General features: G+C 50.4%; 19 protein-coding genes and 2 pseudogenes. All 21 read left to right on the top strand.

From position 1 onward, the window contains the following. Nucleotides 1–25 precede the first annotated feature (25 nt). Nucleotides 26–193: pseudogene (locus tag XBJ1_RS22960) on the top strand (ISKra4 family transposase); the annotation flags it as partial. A gap of 758 nt (nucleotides 194–951) precedes the next feature. Further along, a complete protein-coding gene (locus XBJ1_RS19020) occupies nucleotides 952–1,755 on the top strand; it encodes a winged helix-turn-helix domain-containing protein (RefSeq protein ID WP_012988075.1) in 804 nt (267 codons plus the stop codon). A 568-nt stretch (nucleotides 1,756–2,323) separates the two neighbouring features. Next, nucleotides 2,324–2,422 (top strand): annotated as a pseudogene (locus tag XBJ1_RS22955) (integrase domain-containing protein); the annotation flags it as partial. A gap of 356 nt (nucleotides 2,423–2,778) precedes the next feature. Continuing rightward, nucleotides 2,779–3,216 (top strand): antirestriction protein, encoded by a 438-nt coding sequence (locus tag XBJ1_RS06740; protein WP_012988073.1) that lies wholly within the window; start codon nucleotides 2,779–2,781, stop codon nucleotides 3,214–3,216. Next, a complete protein-coding gene (locus XBJ1_RS06735) occupies nucleotides 3,206–3,667 on the top strand; it encodes an antirestriction protein (RefSeq protein ID WP_012988072.1) in 462 nt (153 codons plus the stop codon). Before XBJ1_RS06740 ends, XBJ1_RS06735 begins: the two co-directional genes overlap by 11 nt. Before the next feature lie 148 nt (nucleotides 3,668–3,815). Next, the gene (locus XBJ1_RS06730) at nucleotides 3,816–4,364 is read left to right on the top strand and encodes a hypothetical protein (protein WP_012988071.1); all 549 of its coding nucleotides are present in this window, start codon (nucleotides 3,816–3,818) and stop codon (nucleotides 4,362–4,364) included. Beyond that, complete coding sequence (locus XBJ1_RS06725; protein WP_010846582.1) at nucleotides 4,361–4,657, top strand: TA system toxin CbtA family protein; 297 nt, start codon at nucleotides 4,361–4,363, stop codon at nucleotides 4,655–4,657. Before XBJ1_RS06730 ends, XBJ1_RS06725 begins: the two co-directional genes overlap by 4 nt. 92 nt (nucleotides 4,658–4,749) lie before the next feature. After that, entirely contained in the window at nucleotides 4,750–5,673 is a 924-nt protein-coding gene (locus tag XBJ1_RS06720) for a DUF1281 domain-containing protein (RefSeq protein WP_010846583.1), read from the top strand. A 119-nt stretch (nucleotides 5,674–5,792) separates the two neighbouring features. Then, nucleotides 5,793–6,479 carry an N-6 DNA methylase gene (locus XBJ1_RS06715; protein WP_012988070.1) on the top strand — a complete coding sequence of 229 codons (687 nt, stop codon included), beginning with the start codon at nucleotides 5,793–5,795 and terminating at the stop codon, nucleotides 6,477–6,479. A 220-nt stretch (nucleotides 6,480–6,699) separates the two neighbouring features. Continuing rightward, nucleotides 6,700–7,593 carry a TraI domain-containing protein gene (locus XBJ1_RS06710; RefSeq protein WP_012988069.1) on the top strand — a complete coding sequence of 298 codons (894 nt, stop codon included), beginning with the start codon at nucleotides 6,700–6,702 and terminating at the stop codon, nucleotides 7,591–7,593. 163 nt (nucleotides 7,594–7,756) lie between these two features. After that, nucleotides 7,757–8,131 carry an IS66 family insertion sequence element accessory protein TnpA gene (tnpA, locus tag XBJ1_RS06705; protein WP_232503309.1) on the top strand — a complete coding sequence of 125 codons (375 nt, stop codon included), beginning with the start codon at nucleotides 7,757–7,759 and terminating at the stop codon, nucleotides 8,129–8,131. A 29-nt stretch (nucleotides 8,132–8,160) separates the two neighbouring features. Then, nucleotides 8,161–8,481 carry an IS66 family insertion sequence element accessory protein TnpB gene (gene tnpB / locus XBJ1_RS06700; protein ID WP_158304278.1) on the top strand — a complete coding sequence of 107 codons (321 nt, stop codon included), beginning with the start codon at nucleotides 8,161–8,163 and terminating at the stop codon, nucleotides 8,479–8,481. Nucleotides 8,482–8,551: 70 nt separating this feature from the next. After that, nucleotides 8,552–10,057 carry an IS66 family transposase gene (gene tnpC, locus XBJ1_RS06695; RefSeq protein WP_012988067.1) on the top strand — a complete coding sequence of 502 codons (1,506 nt, stop codon included), beginning with the start codon at nucleotides 8,552–8,554 and terminating at the stop codon, nucleotides 10,055–10,057. Between the two features lie 110 nt (nucleotides 10,058–10,167). Further along, on the top strand, nucleotides 10,168–11,175 hold the full coding sequence (locus tag XBJ1_RS06690; RefSeq protein ID WP_012988066.1) for a tyrosine-type recombinase/integrase: 1,008 nt from the start codon (nucleotides 10,168–10,170) through the stop codon (nucleotides 11,173–11,175). Nucleotides 11,176–11,662: 487 nt separating this feature from the next. Beyond that, entirely contained in the window at nucleotides 11,663–12,550 is an 888-nt protein-coding gene (locus XBJ1_RS06685) for a ParA family protein (RefSeq protein ID WP_012988065.1), read from the top strand. Continuing rightward, nucleotides 12,547–12,924 carry a hypothetical protein gene (locus tag XBJ1_RS06680; protein ID WP_012988064.1) on the top strand — a complete coding sequence of 126 codons (378 nt, stop codon included), beginning with the start codon at nucleotides 12,547–12,549 and terminating at the stop codon, nucleotides 12,922–12,924. Before XBJ1_RS06685 ends, XBJ1_RS06680 begins: the two co-directional genes overlap by 4 nt. Next, nucleotides 12,908–14,287 (top strand): SPI-7-type island replicative DNA helicase, encoded by a 1,380-nt coding sequence (gene dnaB-PI / locus XBJ1_RS06675; RefSeq protein ID WP_012988063.1) that lies wholly within the window; start codon nucleotides 12,908–12,910, stop codon nucleotides 14,285–14,287. The genes XBJ1_RS06680 and dnaB-PI overlap by 17 nt, the downstream gene beginning before the upstream one ends. Next, entirely contained in the window at nucleotides 14,287–15,864 is a 1,578-nt protein-coding gene (locus XBJ1_RS06670; protein ID WP_012988062.1) for a ParB family protein, read from the top strand. The genes dnaB-PI and XBJ1_RS06670 overlap by 1 nt, the downstream gene beginning before the upstream one ends. Nucleotides 15,865–15,944: 80 nt before the next feature. Beyond that, nucleotides 15,945–16,526 carry a DUF2857 domain-containing protein gene (locus XBJ1_RS06665; protein WP_012988061.1) on the top strand — a complete coding sequence of 194 codons (582 nt, stop codon included), beginning with the start codon at nucleotides 15,945–15,947 and terminating at the stop codon, nucleotides 16,524–16,526. Nucleotides 16,527–16,546: 20 nt separating this feature from the next. Continuing rightward, nucleotides 16,547–16,804 carry a hypothetical protein gene (locus XBJ1_RS06660; protein ID WP_012988060.1) on the top strand — a complete coding sequence of 86 codons (258 nt, stop codon included), beginning with the start codon at nucleotides 16,547–16,549 and terminating at the stop codon, nucleotides 16,802–16,804. Nucleotides 16,805–16,899: 95 nt separating this feature from the next. Beyond that, nucleotides 16,900–18,123, top strand: a complete 1,224-nt coding sequence (locus tag XBJ1_RS06655; protein WP_012988059.1) for an STY4528 family pathogenicity island replication protein — start codon at nucleotides 16,900–16,902, stop codon at nucleotides 18,121–18,123. The last annotated feature ends 98 nt before the right edge of the window (nucleotides 18,124–18,221 follow it).

The following is an 18,221-nucleotide window of genomic DNA, read 5'->3' as shown; positions in this document are numbered from 1 at the left end:
GTGGGGCACTTATTATGCCCTTCAGTATGAAAATTATAAGTTTCTGTTAAAACAGATGGATAAGATGTATATCTACATTAAAAATAACAGGGTAATAGATCCTCAATTATGGGGAATGTCCCGATACGGAGAACCAATTTATTCATTGTTCGTAGAATCCACGATCAATGAAGTCATCGCTAAGCTCAGGGTTATTTAAGAGCCCGAATTAAGCATGGGTATCTGGGATAATAAAATTAAGTGAAGAAACGGATCACTATTTACATAAGTTATTACAGCATAAGTGCTCCACTGATTTTATGCTCTCACCACCTCATTAAATGATTCCCATCCAGAACGGTCCTTGCTTGGGTTATTACTACTGGTCTTTAAACGAAAATATTGAGGATCTGATATAATGAGAACATTATATGTTTCTCGCATCCTCTACACGATATATATAGTACATAAAAATAATATGACTGCTAAGAATAAAATCCGATAGTTAGTGGCCGTTTTTTAATCCATTGCTTGCGGTTTAATCTATTTTTTGGTGCATAGCGCCGTACCGTTCAGATTGTAAGTGTGAGCCACTCCATAAGCACATCTTACGATGAATGAAGAACTCAACACTTACCTCTTGTAACCTGAGCCCCGTTTTCCCGTGTCACACTGCGCATCTAGTCGAGCAGAGAACCTCTGTGACAACGGCGACAATGATAGAGAATAAAAAAACAAACAAAACATTATACTTATTTATTTCATTAAAAAGATTTTTATTCCGATAAAATACATATTATAATAATTAATATCCGGTGATAATAAAAAAAACACATAAAGCAGCAGTTAATACCTCTTTAAAAACAGGGGATAGATCATTCACTCCTTTTAAATAAAATCATTGACGGGCAAATGGAAAATCTATAAATCTATTTTTTTAAGAAAAATCTTAATCTGTTTGGAATTAAGTCATTGAAATACGTTATAAAGTTTACCATCATATACTCACCTGCAGACAGGAAACTGTCATTACTCAACGATAGCAATCATGAAATCACACTATCAAACCAAGCGGCGCGACTGCTGCTTGAGATGATCACTAACAGCAATGAGACTCTTCATAGAGAAGATTTATTGAAAAGGGTATGGGAGGATTATGGTTTTACACGTTCAAACAATAGCCTCAATGTCGCTGTAAGCGAGATTCGAAAATCATTTGAATCCTTGGGAAGGGATCCAAAGATTATCATCACCATTCCTAAAGTCGGTTTTCGTTTTGAGGGTGCTGTAGAGCCAGTCATTAAACAGAGTGAAAACAATACTTTTCCTATTGATGAAAGTGAGGTGCAATTAAAACAGTCCACTGATAAAACTATTTTCATAAGACAAAAAAAACAACAAATAAAAAAATTCGTTATATGCATGACCTTCGTTTTCCTCTGTGGCTACGCTTCTTATGAAGCTTTTATTAAATTCAAACACCTAAACGTACGCCATGAAAAAACAACATTTCTGTATAGCGTTGGAAAATGTGACGTTTATGCATTGGGAGATCTGCCAATAGATGTGGGTGAAAATTATATTGATATAGCCAAACAAGATATCAACAAAGAAATCATTAATTGTGACCTCGCGAAGGGGAATATTTACTACAAAAAAACACGTAGTGGCAGTCAGGACACACAAATTAGTTTTATCGGCATATGTGGCCTGGACGACAATAACAAACCTAAAGATTGTAGAAGCATATTAAACAACCTTGGTGTCAATTTATGAAAAAAAATCATTGGTTATATATTGCACTTTCATTGCTTTCCATTATTTTATTAATAGTATTATTTAAAATTATCAATATGAGCAATAAAAAAAATAACATCGAGATTCGATGTACAGGTGAGTTAACTTCACGTAGAAAAGTGAATAACACTGATTTGGCTAATTTAAATGAAAAATTTTTTTTATTTTTATATGATAATGGGACCGGTTTTTTGACACAGAAAGGGATACTGTCAATCGGTAATAAAAATTACATAATGGATCGGGAAGTGAATGTTAATTATACTGATTTTGATAAGGATTATATATACACATTCCAAATTATAAATGTAAAATTGCGAGCTAATGACAATATCCCATCCACGGTTGAGACGATATTCCCCATATTGGGAAGAGTACCGTTATCCTCTTACCTAAATATTACGTCGGTTGATAAAGATCTTTACATTTTCAACGAGCTTTCGGGGCCTTTTTTCTTGTGTAAACGATTTTAAATATCCCAGCCCCCAATAAAGGGGGCTGTCTGGAGCACTACCTGGAACGTGTTTCGTTATAAAAAGCGTATCCGTATTTATACGTGGTCAGCAGTGCCGGACTGGTGGGTAAGCCAGTGCCGCACAGCATGCGATACCATTTTGCCCAGCAATCCGGGGCGCTATATCCGGCAGGTGTATTGCCAAAATAGTGAGGAAAAATGAGGGTATCGATATTCTGATGTTATTTTCTGTCCCGGAAAATGAATTACCCATTGACCTTATGATTTCCATTTATTAGCGTGATAAGTCTTATCAATGATCCGGTCGCTTGTGAGGATCACCTTCGGGCAGCGACAGCAACACTCCTGTAGCCTGCAAGGGAGTACACCGATGTGTGGTACATCTGCGCACCTTTGGAAGCAGATATCGTCAATCATTTGGCGATGAAGGTTACTTAATCCATGATGGCCAACAGGCCAGTCACCCAACGGGGAACACGTTTCCCATTGGGTCAGGTGTTCCCCGTTGTTTTATCAGGAGGAATACCATGCAACAAAATACACCGCCGGCCATTGTGCCCGCCTCTGAACACGCCCCCTTTGCTGAAATTTTTCCGCACACCGGTTCGTTGGAGCTGATGCTGCTGGAGCACACATTCATTAAAGCCGCCGCCGTGCTGTGTGACGATGACCGCTGTGATCAGTGGCAGTACCGGAAAGTATCAGACACTATCGCTTATATCGTGCCGGTACGACCAGAACCCGCTGTGGTCAGGGTTGAGCCAACGGACTTTAAAGGTGAGGTCTCTGCCGAGGCTTTCGGGCTGATGGTGACCCTGAGCGTACTGGGGTATCTGACGACCTTGTTAAAATTGGACGGATATGCTGAACGGTTTTGTGCCCTGCGGGAATATGCGCTGCAACATCCCCAGGCTCAGTGCATTCGGGCGGCTTTGGGCTTAAAGGGAGAATATAATGCCAAATAATGAACTGATTATGCTGGACAGTCTTGCGCTGTCGGTCGTGTTTCCCGACAAAACCCCGCTGGAACGGTTGTTTCTGGGGTTCCTGCTGGCGAATACCGCATCAACGTTATGCGGCGATTATCAGCCTGAACAGTGGACAAGCCGACAGGTGTCTGAATCGCTGACTTATATGGTGCCGATACGGGCGGAAACGTATTCCGTTTACCTGCCGGATACGCAGCTGACGGTCACGCTTTCAGCCGATGCCTTCGGGCTGGCGGTCACGGCCATCGTATCAGCCCGTATCGCGGTGCTGGAGACCCCGAATGAGGAGGTGTACCGGTTCTGCGCATTGCAGGCGTATGCACAACAGCATCCGGAAAGCGGCCTGATAGCCTCGGTCATGACACTGAAACCCAGAGAGGATGTTATCAGTCCGTCACTTATCCCTGACAAAAATAATCATCACTGACGTTATCAGCCCATGAGGCTGTTAACGCTTTTCTTCAGCGCCTGACCGGGGAAGCGAAAACACCTTCCCGGTATCGGGCGGGTGTTTTCTTTATTTAACGTGAAATCAAGGGACAACACCATGAACCCCATTTTTTTACCGGCACCGGATGATACCGGCACCGGATGATACCGGTACCGCATTACGTGAAGAGCTGTTTACCGCTCAGGTCAGCGGCCTGAGGCAACACCCGAAAGCACCACAGTCATTGCAGCCGGAAACCCTGATGATGTGCGAAGCCGCCACCGTCACGGAAGTGGTGCAGCGGCTGAAGGTGATCCATCTACTGGGTGACTGGCCGGTGCCGGAGAGGTTATCTGCTCAGGTTTCGGGGACTTTTTTTCCGCTGACCGTCATGATTTTTGACGCACAGGACAGAAAAGTGCTCGGTGGCCGGTTTGATGAAGAGATTATCTGGGCGCAGCCGGTCACACTGACGTCAGAACGCCTGTCATTGGAACAGCAACAGCAGCGGTTATGTCAGGCAGCGATGCTTGAGCAGAGCTGGCAGAATACTCCGACGGCGCGTGCGTTGTGGCACAAGGCACATTTATTGTCACTGCATGGGGTTGCCTCCTGTTATCAGCAGTGCCATGAAGTGCGGGATATTCTCCGGTATGGCGTCTCCGTCAGTGTCTTTTCTGAGGGGACGTTATGACCACGTTACGTTTAACCGTCTGGCAGGTGATTGCGGCTGCCTTGCTGAAACGGCATTTTGGCTTGAATCTGACTGACACGGTATTGTGTGAAACCGGTACGGTGGCAGCACTGATAGCCCGCGGTGTCCGGCCCTCAGAAGCCATTAACGAACTGGTGGATAAATACGACTTAATCCGGCTGAACACGCAGGTTATCCCGCGCAATACCCCTTATCTGGATATCCACGATGAGCTGACGGTTATTTTTGACAGTGGTCTGGCTGACAGGTTATTCAGGCAGACCGGACAGTAATCCTTTTTGTTCAATCTACCCATCGGGGGAACTGTGCCCTGGGTGGGCAGTTCCTCCTGTTTATTCTTATCATTCAAGTGAGGAACTTAACCATGGCAGAATGGTGCACCAATCAACTGGAAATCACCGGCAAATCCGTTTGTCTCGATGTAATGCAGCAGTGGGTCTGCGGGGAAGAAGTCCCCCGTTACCGTCAGGCGGTGTTACAAAGTCTTCGCCTGTTTCTGGCAGGCTGTGCGGGGATACTGAAACCGACTAAACCACAAACCTACACTCCGTACCCGGCGCTGGTGCGCGGCACGGCGGTGCCAACGGCGCAGCATCTGGCCTTTGAGCAGTGGTTGCTGTTGTTGCAGAATAATGTGCCGTTGAATAATGACAATATCAAACGCATTGATAACCTGTACCGACAGTCCGGTCTCAGCCTGATGCAGTGGGACAAGGTGCCGGAAGCGGCGCGTGATATTATCGCTCGTCTGCTGACCCGCCAGTATATCGACTGGTTTGGTATGGTGGGCTGGTCTGATACACCGGATATCGGGGCCTGCTGGGATAAGCTGAATGTGTACCCGCAGGCGGCACAGCCCTGCGATATGCTGATGATGATGTCAACGAATCTGGCCACCGAAATCAACGGCAACAGTGGCTTACTGAAAGGCATTCCCACCACAGCGCAGTTTTATGAGGAACAATACGGGCTGGAATGGCCGTTTGGTCACCATGTCCGCTGGGAGCGCCGGAATGTCAGCAGTTTAACCGTGCGTTTTGATTCTCCCTGGGCACCGCCTTCGGCGGAGCTGATGGGGGAACTGTCCGCGATGTTTGACTGTGAAATCCGTCATTGGTACAGCGATGCGTCAGGCAGCCTCAAAGGCTATGATTGCTATGACCAGGGCGAGCACGTGGACAGCGGTCACGGGCAGTCAGGACGGGAAAACCGGCCGGCACTCTATCTGGTCACTGGCGAGCAGACGGAAGCCGCATTGGCCCTGCCGGCCATCGCAGTCGGACAGTAACCAGCTGTTTCACTGATTAATTTTAGACGAACTTATCATGTCAACCGAAAGGGGAACCGATCCCCTTTTCGGGGCGTGTTTTCCTTTTTTCGCTTTTTGTTCAGCAAGGAAAACACCCAATGGCCTCCCGAACCGATCATCAGAAAGAATTCATTTCACTGTTTAAGCAAACGGCACGTTATCATACCCGTTATCAGGTCTTCCGGGATTTTTGCAACTGTGCCATGGCAGCGATCCACAATAAGCACTGTTTCAGTGAGGAGCTGGAGCAGTATTATCTGAAAACCATTAACAAGTACGAACGGGCCGATGTTGACCGGATCGTACAGTTGTTTTCCCATGTGGTGCTCGGACTGGTGCAGGAACCCGGTGATTTTCTCGGCAGTGTGTTTATGCAGCTGGAACTGGGTGATAAGGATCTTCAGCAGTTCTTTACCCCCTGGAGTGTGGCCAGAATGATGGCACAGATGCAGTTGCAGGATGCCGCCGGGCTGTTGCAGACACAACCGTTTGTCACTCTGTGTGAACCTTGTGTTGGTGCGGGCTGTATCACGCTGGCCGCTGCCGATGTATTGCGGGAGCTGGGACACGATCCGTTGTGCAGCCTGTGGGTTTACGCGATTGATATTGACCCGCTGGCGGCCGTGATGGCCTATATCCAGTTCTCGTTGACCGGGATTCCGGCCGCCATCACCATCGGCAATGCCTTGCATGATGGTGGTGACAAGCGAACCCGTTATACGCCCGCGCATTATCTGGGCAACTGGTCTCAGCGTTTGCGGGAGGCGGAGCTTATCGCCGCCTGAACGCATTTTTTCAACGATGACTATTGCGCCTTTCGGGGCGCTTTTTTTTTGTTTTTAAATGGCGTTAATACAAGGGGTTATGGTGAAAATTAAGCTGATTTTGTCAGTCAGGAGATGAACCGGGTCAGATTAATTTTCATTTTTGCAAAAAGAGTTGTTCCTTACTTCCGGCCGGGATTCACCGACACTGAGCCAAATCTGAACCGAAAGAGGAAAAGTGATGTTTCAGCGTTTTAAATCCCGTTTTACCCGTGACCCTTCCCCGTCACAAAAAGCGCCCGGGCAAGCGCCTGAAAGAATACGCGGTGCCGGAGGTTATTTCCGTCCACAGTCAGCAGAGGTGCTGCTGGCAACTTCAGAGCGTGGCCAGTATCTCCGCCAACTGTGGGAAAACAGTGCGCTGCCCGCCGGGTTGTATCAGCAATTCTATCTGGATCCGCTCCGGCAATTATGCGCCCGTGTGCAGCATGTTCCCGCGACACAAGAGGGCATCTGGTCTTGTCGCGGCGGATTTATCGATCTGACCCTGCAATTTACTGCCTGTGCCGTGCGGCTGGCAAAAGGGCATATGTTGCCTCCGGGGGTGGCGCCGGAAACACAGGCCGCACAAAGTCTGCTGTGGCAGGCGGTGGTGTTCTGGGCGGCGCTGTTTTACCACCTGCCTCTGCTGCGGCAACTGGAAGGGGAACTGGAAGACGGGCATCACTGGCAGCCGGGATTGTGGATACCTGAACGTCGTTTCCGCTTCCGGTTTCAGGCACCGGGGCCTGAGCTGCCTGTCCTTTATAAGACGCTGCTGGCTGCCCGTTTGTTACCGGAGGAAGCGGTGACCTGGCTGTCTTTAGTGCCCGGTGCGTGGCAGTGCCTGATGTTGCATCTTGGCGGACATCCGTCTTCTGTCCCGTTGACGGACTCACTGCTTCAGTCTGCCGCTGAGCAGGTGCAGTCACCGCTGCTGAATCCCGTTGAATCTGCTAAACAGGCTACCGATACCAGGCTGTCATCATCAGAACCCGATCCGGTTATTCCGCCAGTCACACCGGGAACAGCCCCTGCGCCTGACACCGCCGAGGATACCCGGACATTACTGTCATTGTTTCAGGCGGAGGAATGAAATTCTGATGAAAAATAATACAAATGGTAACGATAACGATTTGAAATTATCCAAATGCACCGCATCAGTGCCGGAATGCCTTGTTTCCGCAATGTATAAAAGGTCACTATATGAAAAATAAAAGTAAGCGTACGGGGAACCCCACCTAGCCAGGATAAATCCATTGATTAAAATAGTTTCACCTATTCTGATGATGGAAAAAACTCACATGAGCCAATCCAGGTTTACTCAAGCCGAGTGGCGGGACCTGTTTGAACAGCAGAAAAAATCCGAACTGACTGTCCCGCAGTTTTGCCAAAAAATCGGTGTGTCGACAACCCGGTTCTATCACCACCGCCAACGCACCTCCCATCCACCAAAAAAGCCGTCTGGGCTGGCTTCACCGTCTGCTTTTATTAAAGTCAGCACCGCTCAGAAAAAATCCGCCTCATCCAGCACACTCCCCATCTTATTTGAGACACCACATGGCACACTGCGTTTTCCTGCCGGCACGGATAAGCATGTTATCATTGCGATTATTCGGGGGCTCGCCGCATGAAAATGTTTGTGGATGTGCCGGAGGTGTATTTGTGCCGCTCATTTATCGACTTCCGAAAATCCATCAACGGGCTGGCGGTCTGGGTGGAGCTGGAAATGCAACTGTCTCCGACGCAAACCGCGTTATTCCTCTTTTGCAACAAGAAGCGGGATAAACTCAAAATCCTCTACTGGGATAAAACCGGATTTGCGCTCTGGTACAAACGGCTGGAGAACGCGAAATTCAAATGGCCCACCGCCGTCAACAGTGCCTCCCTGACCCTGACAGAGCAGCAACTGCACGGGTTGTTATCGGGTTATGATGTCATCGGGCACCAGCCCTTCTCCGTACAGGATTGCCATGTCGCCTGATCCCTTGATGATCATCAAACCAACGGGCATTAATTACGCTTTTTCGCCGGGGATGGCATAAAATGTCCCCATGAAAATTGATATTGATGCCCTGCCCAATGACCCCGCTGAACTGAAACGGCTGCTGATTAAGCAGTCGCAGCGGCTGGCCTTTTTGGAAGAGCAGTTCCGTTTAGCCCAACAAAAACGGTTTGGGGCTTCCTCGGAAGCGTTCCCCGGCCAGGGGGAGTTGTTTAACGAAGCGGAAGAAATTGCGCTGCCGGCTGAAACGGCCGCCGCACAGGAAACCCTCACACCTCCCCGCCGTAAGCCGACACGCAACCCCCTGCCCAAAGATTTACCGCGCGAAACCGTGTTCCATGATATCGCCGAGGAAGAAAAACAGTGTGCGTGCTGTGGCGGCAGGTTGCATCAGATGGGGGCAGATCGCAGTGAAAAACTGTTGTTCATTCCCGCTCAAATCAGGGTGGTTGAGCATGTCCGCCCCAAATACGCCTGCCGTGAATGTGAAAAATCCGGCATTCAGACGCCTGTCAAACAAGCCTCCTTGCCAGCGATGCCCATCAAGAAAGGCATGGCGACCAGCAGCCTGCTCAGCCAGCTTATCACCAGTAAATATCAGTATGGGTTACCGCTGTACCGTCAGGAAAGTGTGTTCAAACAGTATGGCATTGACCTCAGCCGCCAGACCCAGAGTGACTGGATATTAAAATCCGCGCAGTTGTTTACGCCGTTGGTGGCCAGGTTCAGGGAAATGCTGTTGCAACAACCGGTTCTCCATGCGGATGAAACCCCGGTGAAGGTGGTGACGTCTGAAAAAACGACCCATTACATGTGGGTCTATTGTGTGGGCACTGATACCCCCGAACCGGCGGCGCTCACACCGAATATTGTGCTGTATGACCACCAGGCCAGCCGTTCAGGCACCTGCGCTGCTGACTATCTCGCCGGTTTTCAAGGTTATCTGCAGGTGGATGGCTATCAAGGCTATGAGCAGACCGGTGCCCGGCTGGTCGGTTGCATGGCCCATGCCCGCCGTAAATTTATGGAAGCGAAGCAGGCGCAGGGAAAAAACAAAACGGGCAAAGCCGATATCGCGCTGAGCCTGATCCAGTCACTGTACCGGGTCGAGCATCAGGTCAAGGGGTTAAGCCCGGCAGAAAAATACCGGATCCGCCAGGAAAAAGCGCTTCCTATCTGGGATAAGTTATCGGCCTGGCTGGTTAAAACCCGATCCCAGGTGATCCCCAAAAGCAAGCTGGGTGAGGCCGTCACTTATCTGAGCAATCAATGGGCAAAACTGATCCGCTATCGTGAGGATGGCCGCTTGTCAATCGACAATAACCGGGCCGAAAGGGCGATCAAACCGTTTGTCATCGGGCGAAAGGCGTGGCTGTTCAGCCATACCTCGCGCGGTGCACAAGCCAGTGCGATCCTCTACAGCGTCATTGAAACGGCCAAAGCCAATGGATTGATCCCTTTCGATTATGTCATGACTTGCCTGGATGAGTTATGCCAACCCACCCCGGATCTGGAAAAACTACTGCCCTGGAAAAAAGTGATAAGCAAGGTGTAGTTTAGTTGACGCTTACAAATAAAATAATTTAACGTGTTAATTAATTTGCAGTTTATTAATGGGACGTTTCTGTACCGGAACACAATATTACACACCAAGGAAACAATAATATGTTAAATAATGAGGAAACAATGGGCTGGGATGCGTTGCTGGACGAGTATTTCTTCTCACGGATGTTACGGCCGGCAACCGAATGGAGTTATCGCAAGGTAGTGCGGGTATTTATCCGGTATCTGGGGGAAACGGAGTCGCCGGAGAGCGTGACTCACCGGGATGTCCTGCGCTGGCGGCGTCATCTGCTGACGGAAAAAAATCAGTCCCGGTATACGTGGAACAATAAGGTGGCGCACCTGCGGGCCATTTTTAATTTCGGCATGGAAAGAAAACTGTTGTCACACCCCAAAAATCCGTTTAATGACGCGTCAGTCAAAAAAGAGAAGAAACAAAAGAAAACCCTGAGTAAAGCTCAGATAACCGGGATTTACCTGCGGATGCAGCAGTATGAGGAGGAAGAACGTTTACAGACTTCCCCACGGGGCGGACGCTGTGCCCTATACCCGACAGGGTACTGGCTGACTGTATTGGATACTTTCCGGCTGACGGGCATGCGCCTGAACCAGCTGTTGCATCTGCGGTTGCGGGATATTAATCTGGACAACAGTTACATTGAGTTGCGCGTGGAAGGCAGTAAAAACCACAGTGAGTGGCGGGTGCCGATGATCCCGCAACTGAAACCCCGGCTGGTGCAGCTGGTTGAACAGGCAAAAGCCTGTGGCGCGAAAGAGAATGATCCACTGTTTGATTTAACCCGTCTGCGTTTTCGTTATCACGGACGCCATGTCAGTTATCAGTATCATCATGACAGAGAAAAGCAGCATCTTCGTTCTTTCTTTAACCGCCTGTCTAAAGAGTGTGGTTTTGCCGTCTCGCCCCACCGTTTCCGTCATACGCTGGCGACAGAGTTGATGAAGGCTCCCGATCGTAATTTGCAGCTGGTCAGGTGTTTGCTGGGACACCGTAGTCTGGCGACCACGATGGAATATATTGATATCGATATGGAAATCGCGGGTAAAACCCTGGCGAATGAACTGGCGTTTTATCTGGATATTGCAGAGTAATTCGTTAACGTGAGGTAAAAAAACAGGGCAGGATATCAGCGGGTTTGCCCTGACTGTGTCATTGGATTAAGGGATGGTTTTGAGGTGGAGACACAAAACGAAGAAACCGGGAAGTGTGCTCAAAGGTCAGTTCTGACAATTCCCTGACTTGACATCAGAATCAATTACTGAAATCATTACTTTCAACGCAAAAAGGTGAGCACAAACTGTGTTCACCTGACTTCGTATAGAGTGGCTATTTTTAGTTTATTAACTTACGCAAAGTAATAGATTATATTCATTAACATTTGCTTAACAGCACTTATTTCTGACTCACGTGTTAAGTTATTGATATCACTTCAACAAACGAGTTTTAAAATTGGTGCCCGGACTCGGAATCGAACCAAGGACACGGGGATTTTCAATCCCATCGTAAGTTAATAAAATGTAAAACTAGCTAATTTGACAATTTGTACACTTAACTAATTGAATTTATTGAGTGTACAACATGATAATTCTTCCCATAATTTCCCCCAAAGGGGGAGAAGGTAAATCGACTCACTCCGCCAATCTGGCGGGTTTTTTTGCCGATGCCGGTTTACGTGTTCTCCTGATTGATGCGGATTATTCGCAACCCACTGCCAGCAGTATTTTTCCCCTGAACTATGAAGCGCCTGCCGGACTATATGAGTTGCTGATGCAGACGGTAGATCTGAACCAGTCTGAGCAGATCATTTCCCGTTCGGTTATCAAAAACCTCGATATTCTGATCTCCAACGATCCGGATGAACTCCTGCCCACGGCAATGCTGCACGCGCCCGACGGGCGTTTGCGTCTGCGCAATGTCCTGCAACATCCTCTCTTCAGCCAGTACGATATTATTTTCATTGATTCCAAAGGGGCGACCGGCGTGATGAACGAGCTGGTTGTACTGGCGGCCACGCAGGGCGTGCTGGGGGTTATCAAGCCTATTTTACCCGACGTCCGCGAGTTCCTGCGCGGCACCCTGCGGATGCTGACCCGGCTCCGGCCTTTTGAACACTACGGTATCCGGCTGCCGGCTATCCAGATACTGGTCAACGGGATTGAAGGAACGAATCTCGACCGGGATACGCTGAGTGAACTGGCTGACATTATCAATAATCAACGGTATGACGCTTCCGCACTGGGTGGCAGGCAGGTTTACCAGCTGCTGGAAACCCGGATAGACCTGCTGGATATCTACAAACTGGGGCATGTCCGTGCCCAGCCCGTTCATCGCCTTGAGTATAAAACCACCCGAAAAAGCCCGGCTGCCGCGCAAACCATGCACCGCCTCGCCTGTGAGTTAGTGCCCTTATGGGCGGAAAAATTCGACGCGGTATTGACTGTGCAACCGACAGGAGAGGCGCAATGAATGTTATCTGGCGGGCGGTCTGCTTTCGTTATGAGCGCGTTGAATTACTGTTCAGTGATGATGAGAGGTTTGTGTTTGTGGATGCGCCGGATCGTGAAACCGCGCAGGCGAAACTTCAGATCCTGTTGCCAGCTGTTCCCGATGTTTCTCCGGAAGGGGTAGAGCATTATTATCCCCGTATGCGCAGGCAGGCCATGCGCCCCGATGCGTCTCCGGATTTGGCGTTGCTGGAATGTGGCTGGGAAAATGACCAGCCGCAGTATCTGACCCATAACGAGGTGCTGTTCTGGGTTTCTTCCCCTCATCTGCAACAGCGTTTAATCGCTGCCCTGAATGCGATCAGCAGGGAGGCAGCCGATGGACATGGCGCATGAACATTTACAGATCATCAGTGAAGAGGCGCCCAGCTATGCGTATGCCGAAGTGGGGGTGTTGGGGGGGCTGGTACTGGAGAATGAGCGCTGGGATAGCGTTGTCCAGCTATTGGTTGCCGACGATTTTTATTTTCCGGCACACCGGATAATATTTCAGGCCATCGCTGAACTGAGCGAAAAAAACTGTCCGTTCGACCTGATTACCCTGACCGATAGGCTGACCCAGCGTGGGCAAATTGATCGGGCATGCGGTTTTGCTTATGTAGCGGAAGTGTGTAAAAACACGCCCAGTGCCGCCAATATTGAGGAGTATGCCCGTATTGTGGCGGAAAAAAGCCGGTTACGTCAGTTACTGGCACTGGGAAAATCCCTCAGCGCTGACGTTTTTCAGCCGAATATTCAGTCAGATACCCTGATAGAGCAGGCAGAAAGTCAGTTGTTTAATCTGGCTGAAAAAGGTTCGACCCGCCAGCATCAGGAAATGACCCTGTTGCAGGGCGCAGACAGCCTGATTGCCCATCTGGAGCGAATACAAGGCTCACAGGGAATAACCGGCACACCGACCGGATTTCAGGATCTTGATGAAAAAACCGGCGGCTTGCAGGCCGGTGATCTCATTTTGCTGGCTGCCCGCCCTTCGATGGGGAAAACCGCGTTGGGACTGGCCTGTTGCTTGGGTGTCCTGCGGCACCGGGATGATGCCGTGGTACAGATTTTCAGTCTGGAAATGCCGGCGGCACAACTGATGCTGCGCCTCACTGCCATGGAAGGCGGGGTTTCTCTGAGCGCCCTGCGCAGCGGGATGCTGGATGATGAGCAGTGGGGACGCATCAGCCAGAGTCTGGATCAGTTTACCCGCTGGGATCAGCGTCTGGTGATCGATGATTGCAGTCATCAGACGCCCGCACTATTACGCGCCCGTGCCCGCCGCTATACCCGCAAATACGGTAAACCCGCCCTGATTATGGTTGACTACCTCCAGCTGATGTGTGCGCCCGGCCAGGAAAACCGGACACAGGAAATTGCCGATATCTCCCGTAACCTGAAAGCGTTGGGCAAAGAACTGGGCTGCCCGGTACTGGCGCTGTCCCAGCTTAACCGGCAGGTCGAAAACCGTTCCGATAAACGTCCTAATAATGGTGACCTGCGTGATTCCGGCTCACTGGAGCAGGACGCCGACCTGATACTGCATCTCTATCGCGATGAAGTTTATCACCCGGACACACCCGATACGGGTATCGCTGAAATCATTATTGGTAAGCAGCGTCAGGGTCCAACGGGCGTGGTTCGTGTGGGATTTGACGGCCAATATACGCGGTTTTTGGACTTATCCGCAGACAGTGATGGTTACGGGGGGAAATGATGGCACGGCAACCTCTCAATATGGGCAATGCCCTGTTACAACAAGGGCGCCAGGCCGCGGCGACACTCAGTGAACAACCCCCTGTGTCGGAAATGCCGATGGTACTGACACTGGATCAACTCCGCCCCAATCCGGATAACCCCCGCACCAGTCGGAACCCGCGTTATGAGGATATCAAGGCCTCGATCAAAGTACGCGGGCTGGATACGGTGCCGAAAGTTACCCGTGACCCGGAAGGTGATGATGTTTATATCTTCAGTGATGGCGGCAATACCCGCTATCAGATTTTGTCCGAACTGTGGCAGGAAACCGGCGATGAGCGTTTTTATCGTGTTCACTGCCTGTTTAAACCGTGGCCGGGCAGATTGCAGTGTGTCATCGGGCATCTGGCGGAAAATGAACTGCGCGGTGAACTCAGTTTTATTGAAAAAGCCCTGGGGGTCTGCAAGGCCAGAACCCTTTTTGAAGTAGAGAAACAGCAGAAAATCACCCAAAGTGAGTTGTCTGCACTACTGGGGGAAGCCGGTTTTCCTGTCAGCCGCAGTTATATCAGCCGGATGGAAGATACCGTGCAATATCTCTATCCGTGGATGCCGGATCTGCTGAACTCGGGGCTGAAGGTACCCCAAATTCGTTTGTTACTGGCATTACGGCAGGATGCCGAGGCTGTCTGGCTGCAACATGTTGTCAGTGCAATATCGGAGCCTGCCTGTTCCTTTGATGCGATTTTTGGTGCCTGTTGCCGCAAATTTGACTCCCCGGAATCCTGGTCGCCGGAGATGTTCCGGGATGAACTTATCGGCGATTTATTGCAGGTATTACCGCACCCGCAGCTGAATTATGACCGCTGGGTACTGGAACTCGATCCGAAGGAAAGTAACCGCCGGCAACTCTTTGGTGAACAGGCCACCCCGCTTGACCCTGTGCCGGAAAAGCCGGATACGCCTAAAGCGGATCGGATTAGGGCGCCAGACAGGGAACCGAACCGGCGAATAATGTCTCAACCCGCCACGGATGCGGAGCAGGCATCGGAGACAACATGCGCTCCGGTCGATAAGACACCCGTGCCTGCTCCGTCTTCCCGAAACAATCCGGTGCTCCCGCCTTATCAGCCGGATAGTCCGCCTGAACCGGCACTGTCTGAGCCTGAAGCCGACGATCTTCACTTTGCCCGGACCGGGCTGGAGCCGGTCAGCTCAGTCTGGCACATTTCCCCGATGCAGGACGATATCGACCATCTGCAAAATATGGCGTTTCGCCTGGCGTTTGAACTGGCCGAAGTGATGGGCTGTGACCGTGATTTGCTGCCGGTATCGGATGAACGGTCGGCGGGATTTTGCCTGATTGACGGGCCGGATGTTCATCCTTTTTCGTGTTTATTGCACTCCCTGACCGGGGAAATCTCGACTGACCGTCATGAACTGACGCTGACTGCCGTTCTGCTCGGCACCGCCGGACGGGAGGCGGTGCCATTGCTGGATGACAGTCAGACCGTGAAGTTTCTGCGGCTGCTGCGGATTATCCGCCGCCTGCGTGAACTTCAGCGCGAAATGGTGCCGGAGATGTTGGCGATGTAGCGATACCGGTCCGGGGTGCCTGCTTTTCAGTGTGTTGCTCATTCATTGTGTTTTGACTGGCCTGATAATGGAGGAAGTGTATGAATCATTTATCGCAAGCGACCAACAGCCTGTTGTTGCAGTTGGTGATGGATTTGAAGAACGGCTATATCCGCCGTTGCGAAGCACTGGGGCTGGCACCCTCGGAGATGCTGATGTTACAGAGCCTGACGATTGAGGATTTGCATTATCTGGGCAACAGCCCGGTATCGGTGCTGAGTGTGCAAATTCATCACGCCAATCTGGCCCGCATCTTACATCAGGCGCGTATCGAACAGCAACGGATACAACGCATTGATCGGGCACTGGCCCTCAGCGGATCGATTGACCTGATGCACTATTTTTTTGGCCTGTCCAGTCTGGAGGTGGCGGCGCGCCGGCGTATTGCCGGTATTGCCGTGAAGTCGGGGCGGGTTTCGGTGCTGACAGAAGCGGAAAACCGTGACCTGTGGCAGCGCTGGCAGGCGGCAAAGATGAGGGATGCGGACAGTGCCGACGGGCTGGATATCATGATGGACGTGGCGGAGCATCATGATATTTCGCTGACGTCCGTCTGGAATGCCGTCAAAGAATGGCAGCAACAGGGTGCATCCGGATCGGTCTCTGTGAAAAAACAGGGATAAAACGGGTCATACAGGAAACGATGTCAGGAAAATTAACCGAAATCATGCCCGGCCTGCATGTGCCGGTAACGGCACCGCTGTCCTTTCGCCGTAAGGCGCAATATCAGGTGAAATGTTATCGGCGGGGTCAGCGTAATTACGTCCGGCTGAAGGAAAAAGGCACCGGGTATCTGAAAATCAACGTGGGGCTGTTCTGGCGGTTGTTAAGCCGTGATAGCGGGCAATCGTGGGAGCTGATGCACCACGAACGCTACAACAATGAAATTCGTAAATCGTAAATGTGACTGAAGTCGTGTCATTCTGCGCCTTGTGCAACGCCACAGGGTGCAGCCCTGACATTATTTTCACAGATTAACACCGGAGAGAAGGGATCATGATAAACCTGTCAGCAGACAGCTTAATTGCCCACACTATGGCCAAAATGAAAAGCCGTCTGGAACAACGCCCCGACGATGACGTTTCACAGCTGCGCAGTGGTCTGCTGTTTATGGGTAACATTCAGGATGCCTATCCCCGTCGCCTGTTACTGGATGATCGCCTGTCACCACTGGATAAAACGGGCTGGATGATGATCCGTTTGTATGCGCAACAAAATGAAGGGGCGGTTTTCCCCAGCTACGATGAATTGCAGCTGCTGCTGGCCTCGCCCTATAAAGGCAAAGCCTCCCGTGAAACCGTCAGCCGGGTATTGCTGATGCTGCGAATAACCGGCTGGCTGAGTTTATGCAAGCGTATCCGCGACGAGCATGGGCGGGTGCGGGGCAATATCTATGCGCAACACGATGAACCGCTGACCTGCCGTGATGCCGAGATTCTCGATCCTCACTGGCTGAATACTGTGGCAGAAGCCTGTCGCAGCAAAAACCGCACTATCAGCCAGACGGCACGGGAGGTACTGACTGACATTCAAGAAGATCCACTGATGCGTCATCGTCACAGTCATATCCGTTTGCTGGAAGCGCGGCTGAATGCGGTGCAGACGCCACAGCAAAGGGTCATGAGGCAGGCGCTTCAACAGGGAAAACAGCAAACCGAACTCAGGGAAATGAAACCGGGTTCGGAAACCGAATCCGGTCAGTTAAAAGGGCAGAATAAGCCGAATTCGGAAACCGAACTCAGCGTGAAATCAATGACTTGTCGTCAAACCACTAAACCGAACTGTTATGTACGTTCTTTCACACAGAGTGTGAATAAAAAAACATACGTAGATACACCGTCCGCTATTTTTCTGCCGGAAAAGTTATGCAGGCAACTGGAGCCGGAAGATGGGGGGATGCTGAACAGCCAGTTGCAGGCACTGCCTGCTGAACAGGCGCAGACTGTGTTGACTTGTCTGGATAAGGCGTTACAGGCAGGCAAAATCGGTAATCCGGTCGGCTGGCTGCTGGCGATGATGAAACGGGCACGGGAGGGAAAACTGTATGTGCAGGCTGAACCGGCTGTCACGACGACGGCGGCTGCGAAGAAACCCGTTGAATTCACACGGGAAACGGCGCGTTCTGTTCCCCCCTCTTCACAAGCCCATGTCAGCAGTGTAGTGAAAGATATTCGTCAGCGGCTGGCGCAGGCAAAATATCACCGTGATGACATGGGGTAAAAACCGGGTTGTGTTGCCCGGAACAACAATGATTAAAAATTATACTGGTGTGCCCGGGGCATAGGCGACTAAAAATTGTACTGCCTTGTTTGAGGCAG

Source organism: Xenorhabdus bovienii SS-2004 (assembly GCF_000027225.1).
Taxonomy (GTDB): Bacteria; Pseudomonadota; Gammaproteobacteria; order Enterobacterales; family Enterobacteriaceae; genus Xenorhabdus; species Xenorhabdus bovienii_C.
The sequence above is the reverse complement of the archived record's forward strand: the minus strand, read 5'-3'. Positions and strand labels throughout refer to the sequence as shown.

What these genes read in the sequence shown, in the direction of transcription:
- XBJ1_RS06740 (WP_012988073.1), top strand. Translation starts at nt 2,779, where the DNA reads ATGCAACAAAATACACCGCCGGCCATTGTGCCCGCCTCTGAACACGCC.
- XBJ1_RS06735 (WP_012988072.1), top strand. Translation starts at nt 3,206, where the DNA reads ATGCCAAATAATGAACTGATTATGCTGGACAGTCTTGCGCTGTCGGTC.
- XBJ1_RS06730 (WP_012988071.1), top strand. Translation starts at nt 3,816, where the DNA reads ATGATACCGGCACCGGATGATACCGGTACCGCATTACGTGAAGAGCTG.
- XBJ1_RS06725 (WP_010846582.1), top strand. Translation starts at nt 4,361, where the DNA reads ATGACCACGTTACGTTTAACCGTCTGGCAGGTGATTGCGGCTGCCTTG.
- XBJ1_RS06720 (WP_010846583.1), top strand. Translation starts at nt 4,750, where the DNA reads ATGGCAGAATGGTGCACCAATCAACTGGAAATCACCGGCAAATCCGTT.
- XBJ1_RS06715 (WP_012988070.1), top strand. Translation starts at nt 5,793, where the DNA reads ATGGCCTCCCGAACCGATCATCAGAAAGAATTCATTTCACTGTTTAAG.
- XBJ1_RS06710 (WP_012988069.1), top strand. Translation starts at nt 6,700, where the DNA reads ATGTTTCAGCGTTTTAAATCCCGTTTTACCCGTGACCCTTCCCCGTCA.
- tnpC (WP_012988067.1), top strand. Translation starts at nt 8,552, where the DNA reads ATGAAAATTGATATTGATGCCCTGCCCAATGACCCCGCTGAACTGAAA.
- XBJ1_RS06690 (WP_012988066.1), top strand. Translation starts at nt 10,168, where the DNA reads ATGTTAAATAATGAGGAAACAATGGGCTGGGATGCGTTGCTGGACGAG.
- XBJ1_RS06685 (WP_012988065.1), top strand. Translation starts at nt 11,663, where the DNA reads ATGATAATTCTTCCCATAATTTCCCCCAAAGGGGGAGAAGGTAAATCG.
- XBJ1_RS06680 (WP_012988064.1), top strand. Translation starts at nt 12,547, where the DNA reads ATGAATGTTATCTGGCGGGCGGTCTGCTTTCGTTATGAGCGCGTTGAA.
- dnaB-PI (WP_012988063.1), top strand. Translation starts at nt 12,908, where the DNA reads ATGGACATGGCGCATGAACATTTACAGATCATCAGTGAAGAGGCGCCC.
- XBJ1_RS06670 (WP_012988062.1), top strand. Translation starts at nt 14,287, where the DNA reads ATGGCACGGCAACCTCTCAATATGGGCAATGCCCTGTTACAACAAGGG.
- XBJ1_RS06665 (WP_012988061.1), top strand. Translation starts at nt 15,945, where the DNA reads ATGAATCATTTATCGCAAGCGACCAACAGCCTGTTGTTGCAGTTGGTG.
- XBJ1_RS06660 (WP_012988060.1), top strand. Translation starts at nt 16,547, where the DNA reads ATGTCAGGAAAATTAACCGAAATCATGCCCGGCCTGCATGTGCCGGTA.
- XBJ1_RS06655 (WP_012988059.1), top strand. Translation starts at nt 16,900, where the DNA reads ATGATAAACCTGTCAGCAGACAGCTTAATTGCCCACACTATGGCCAAA.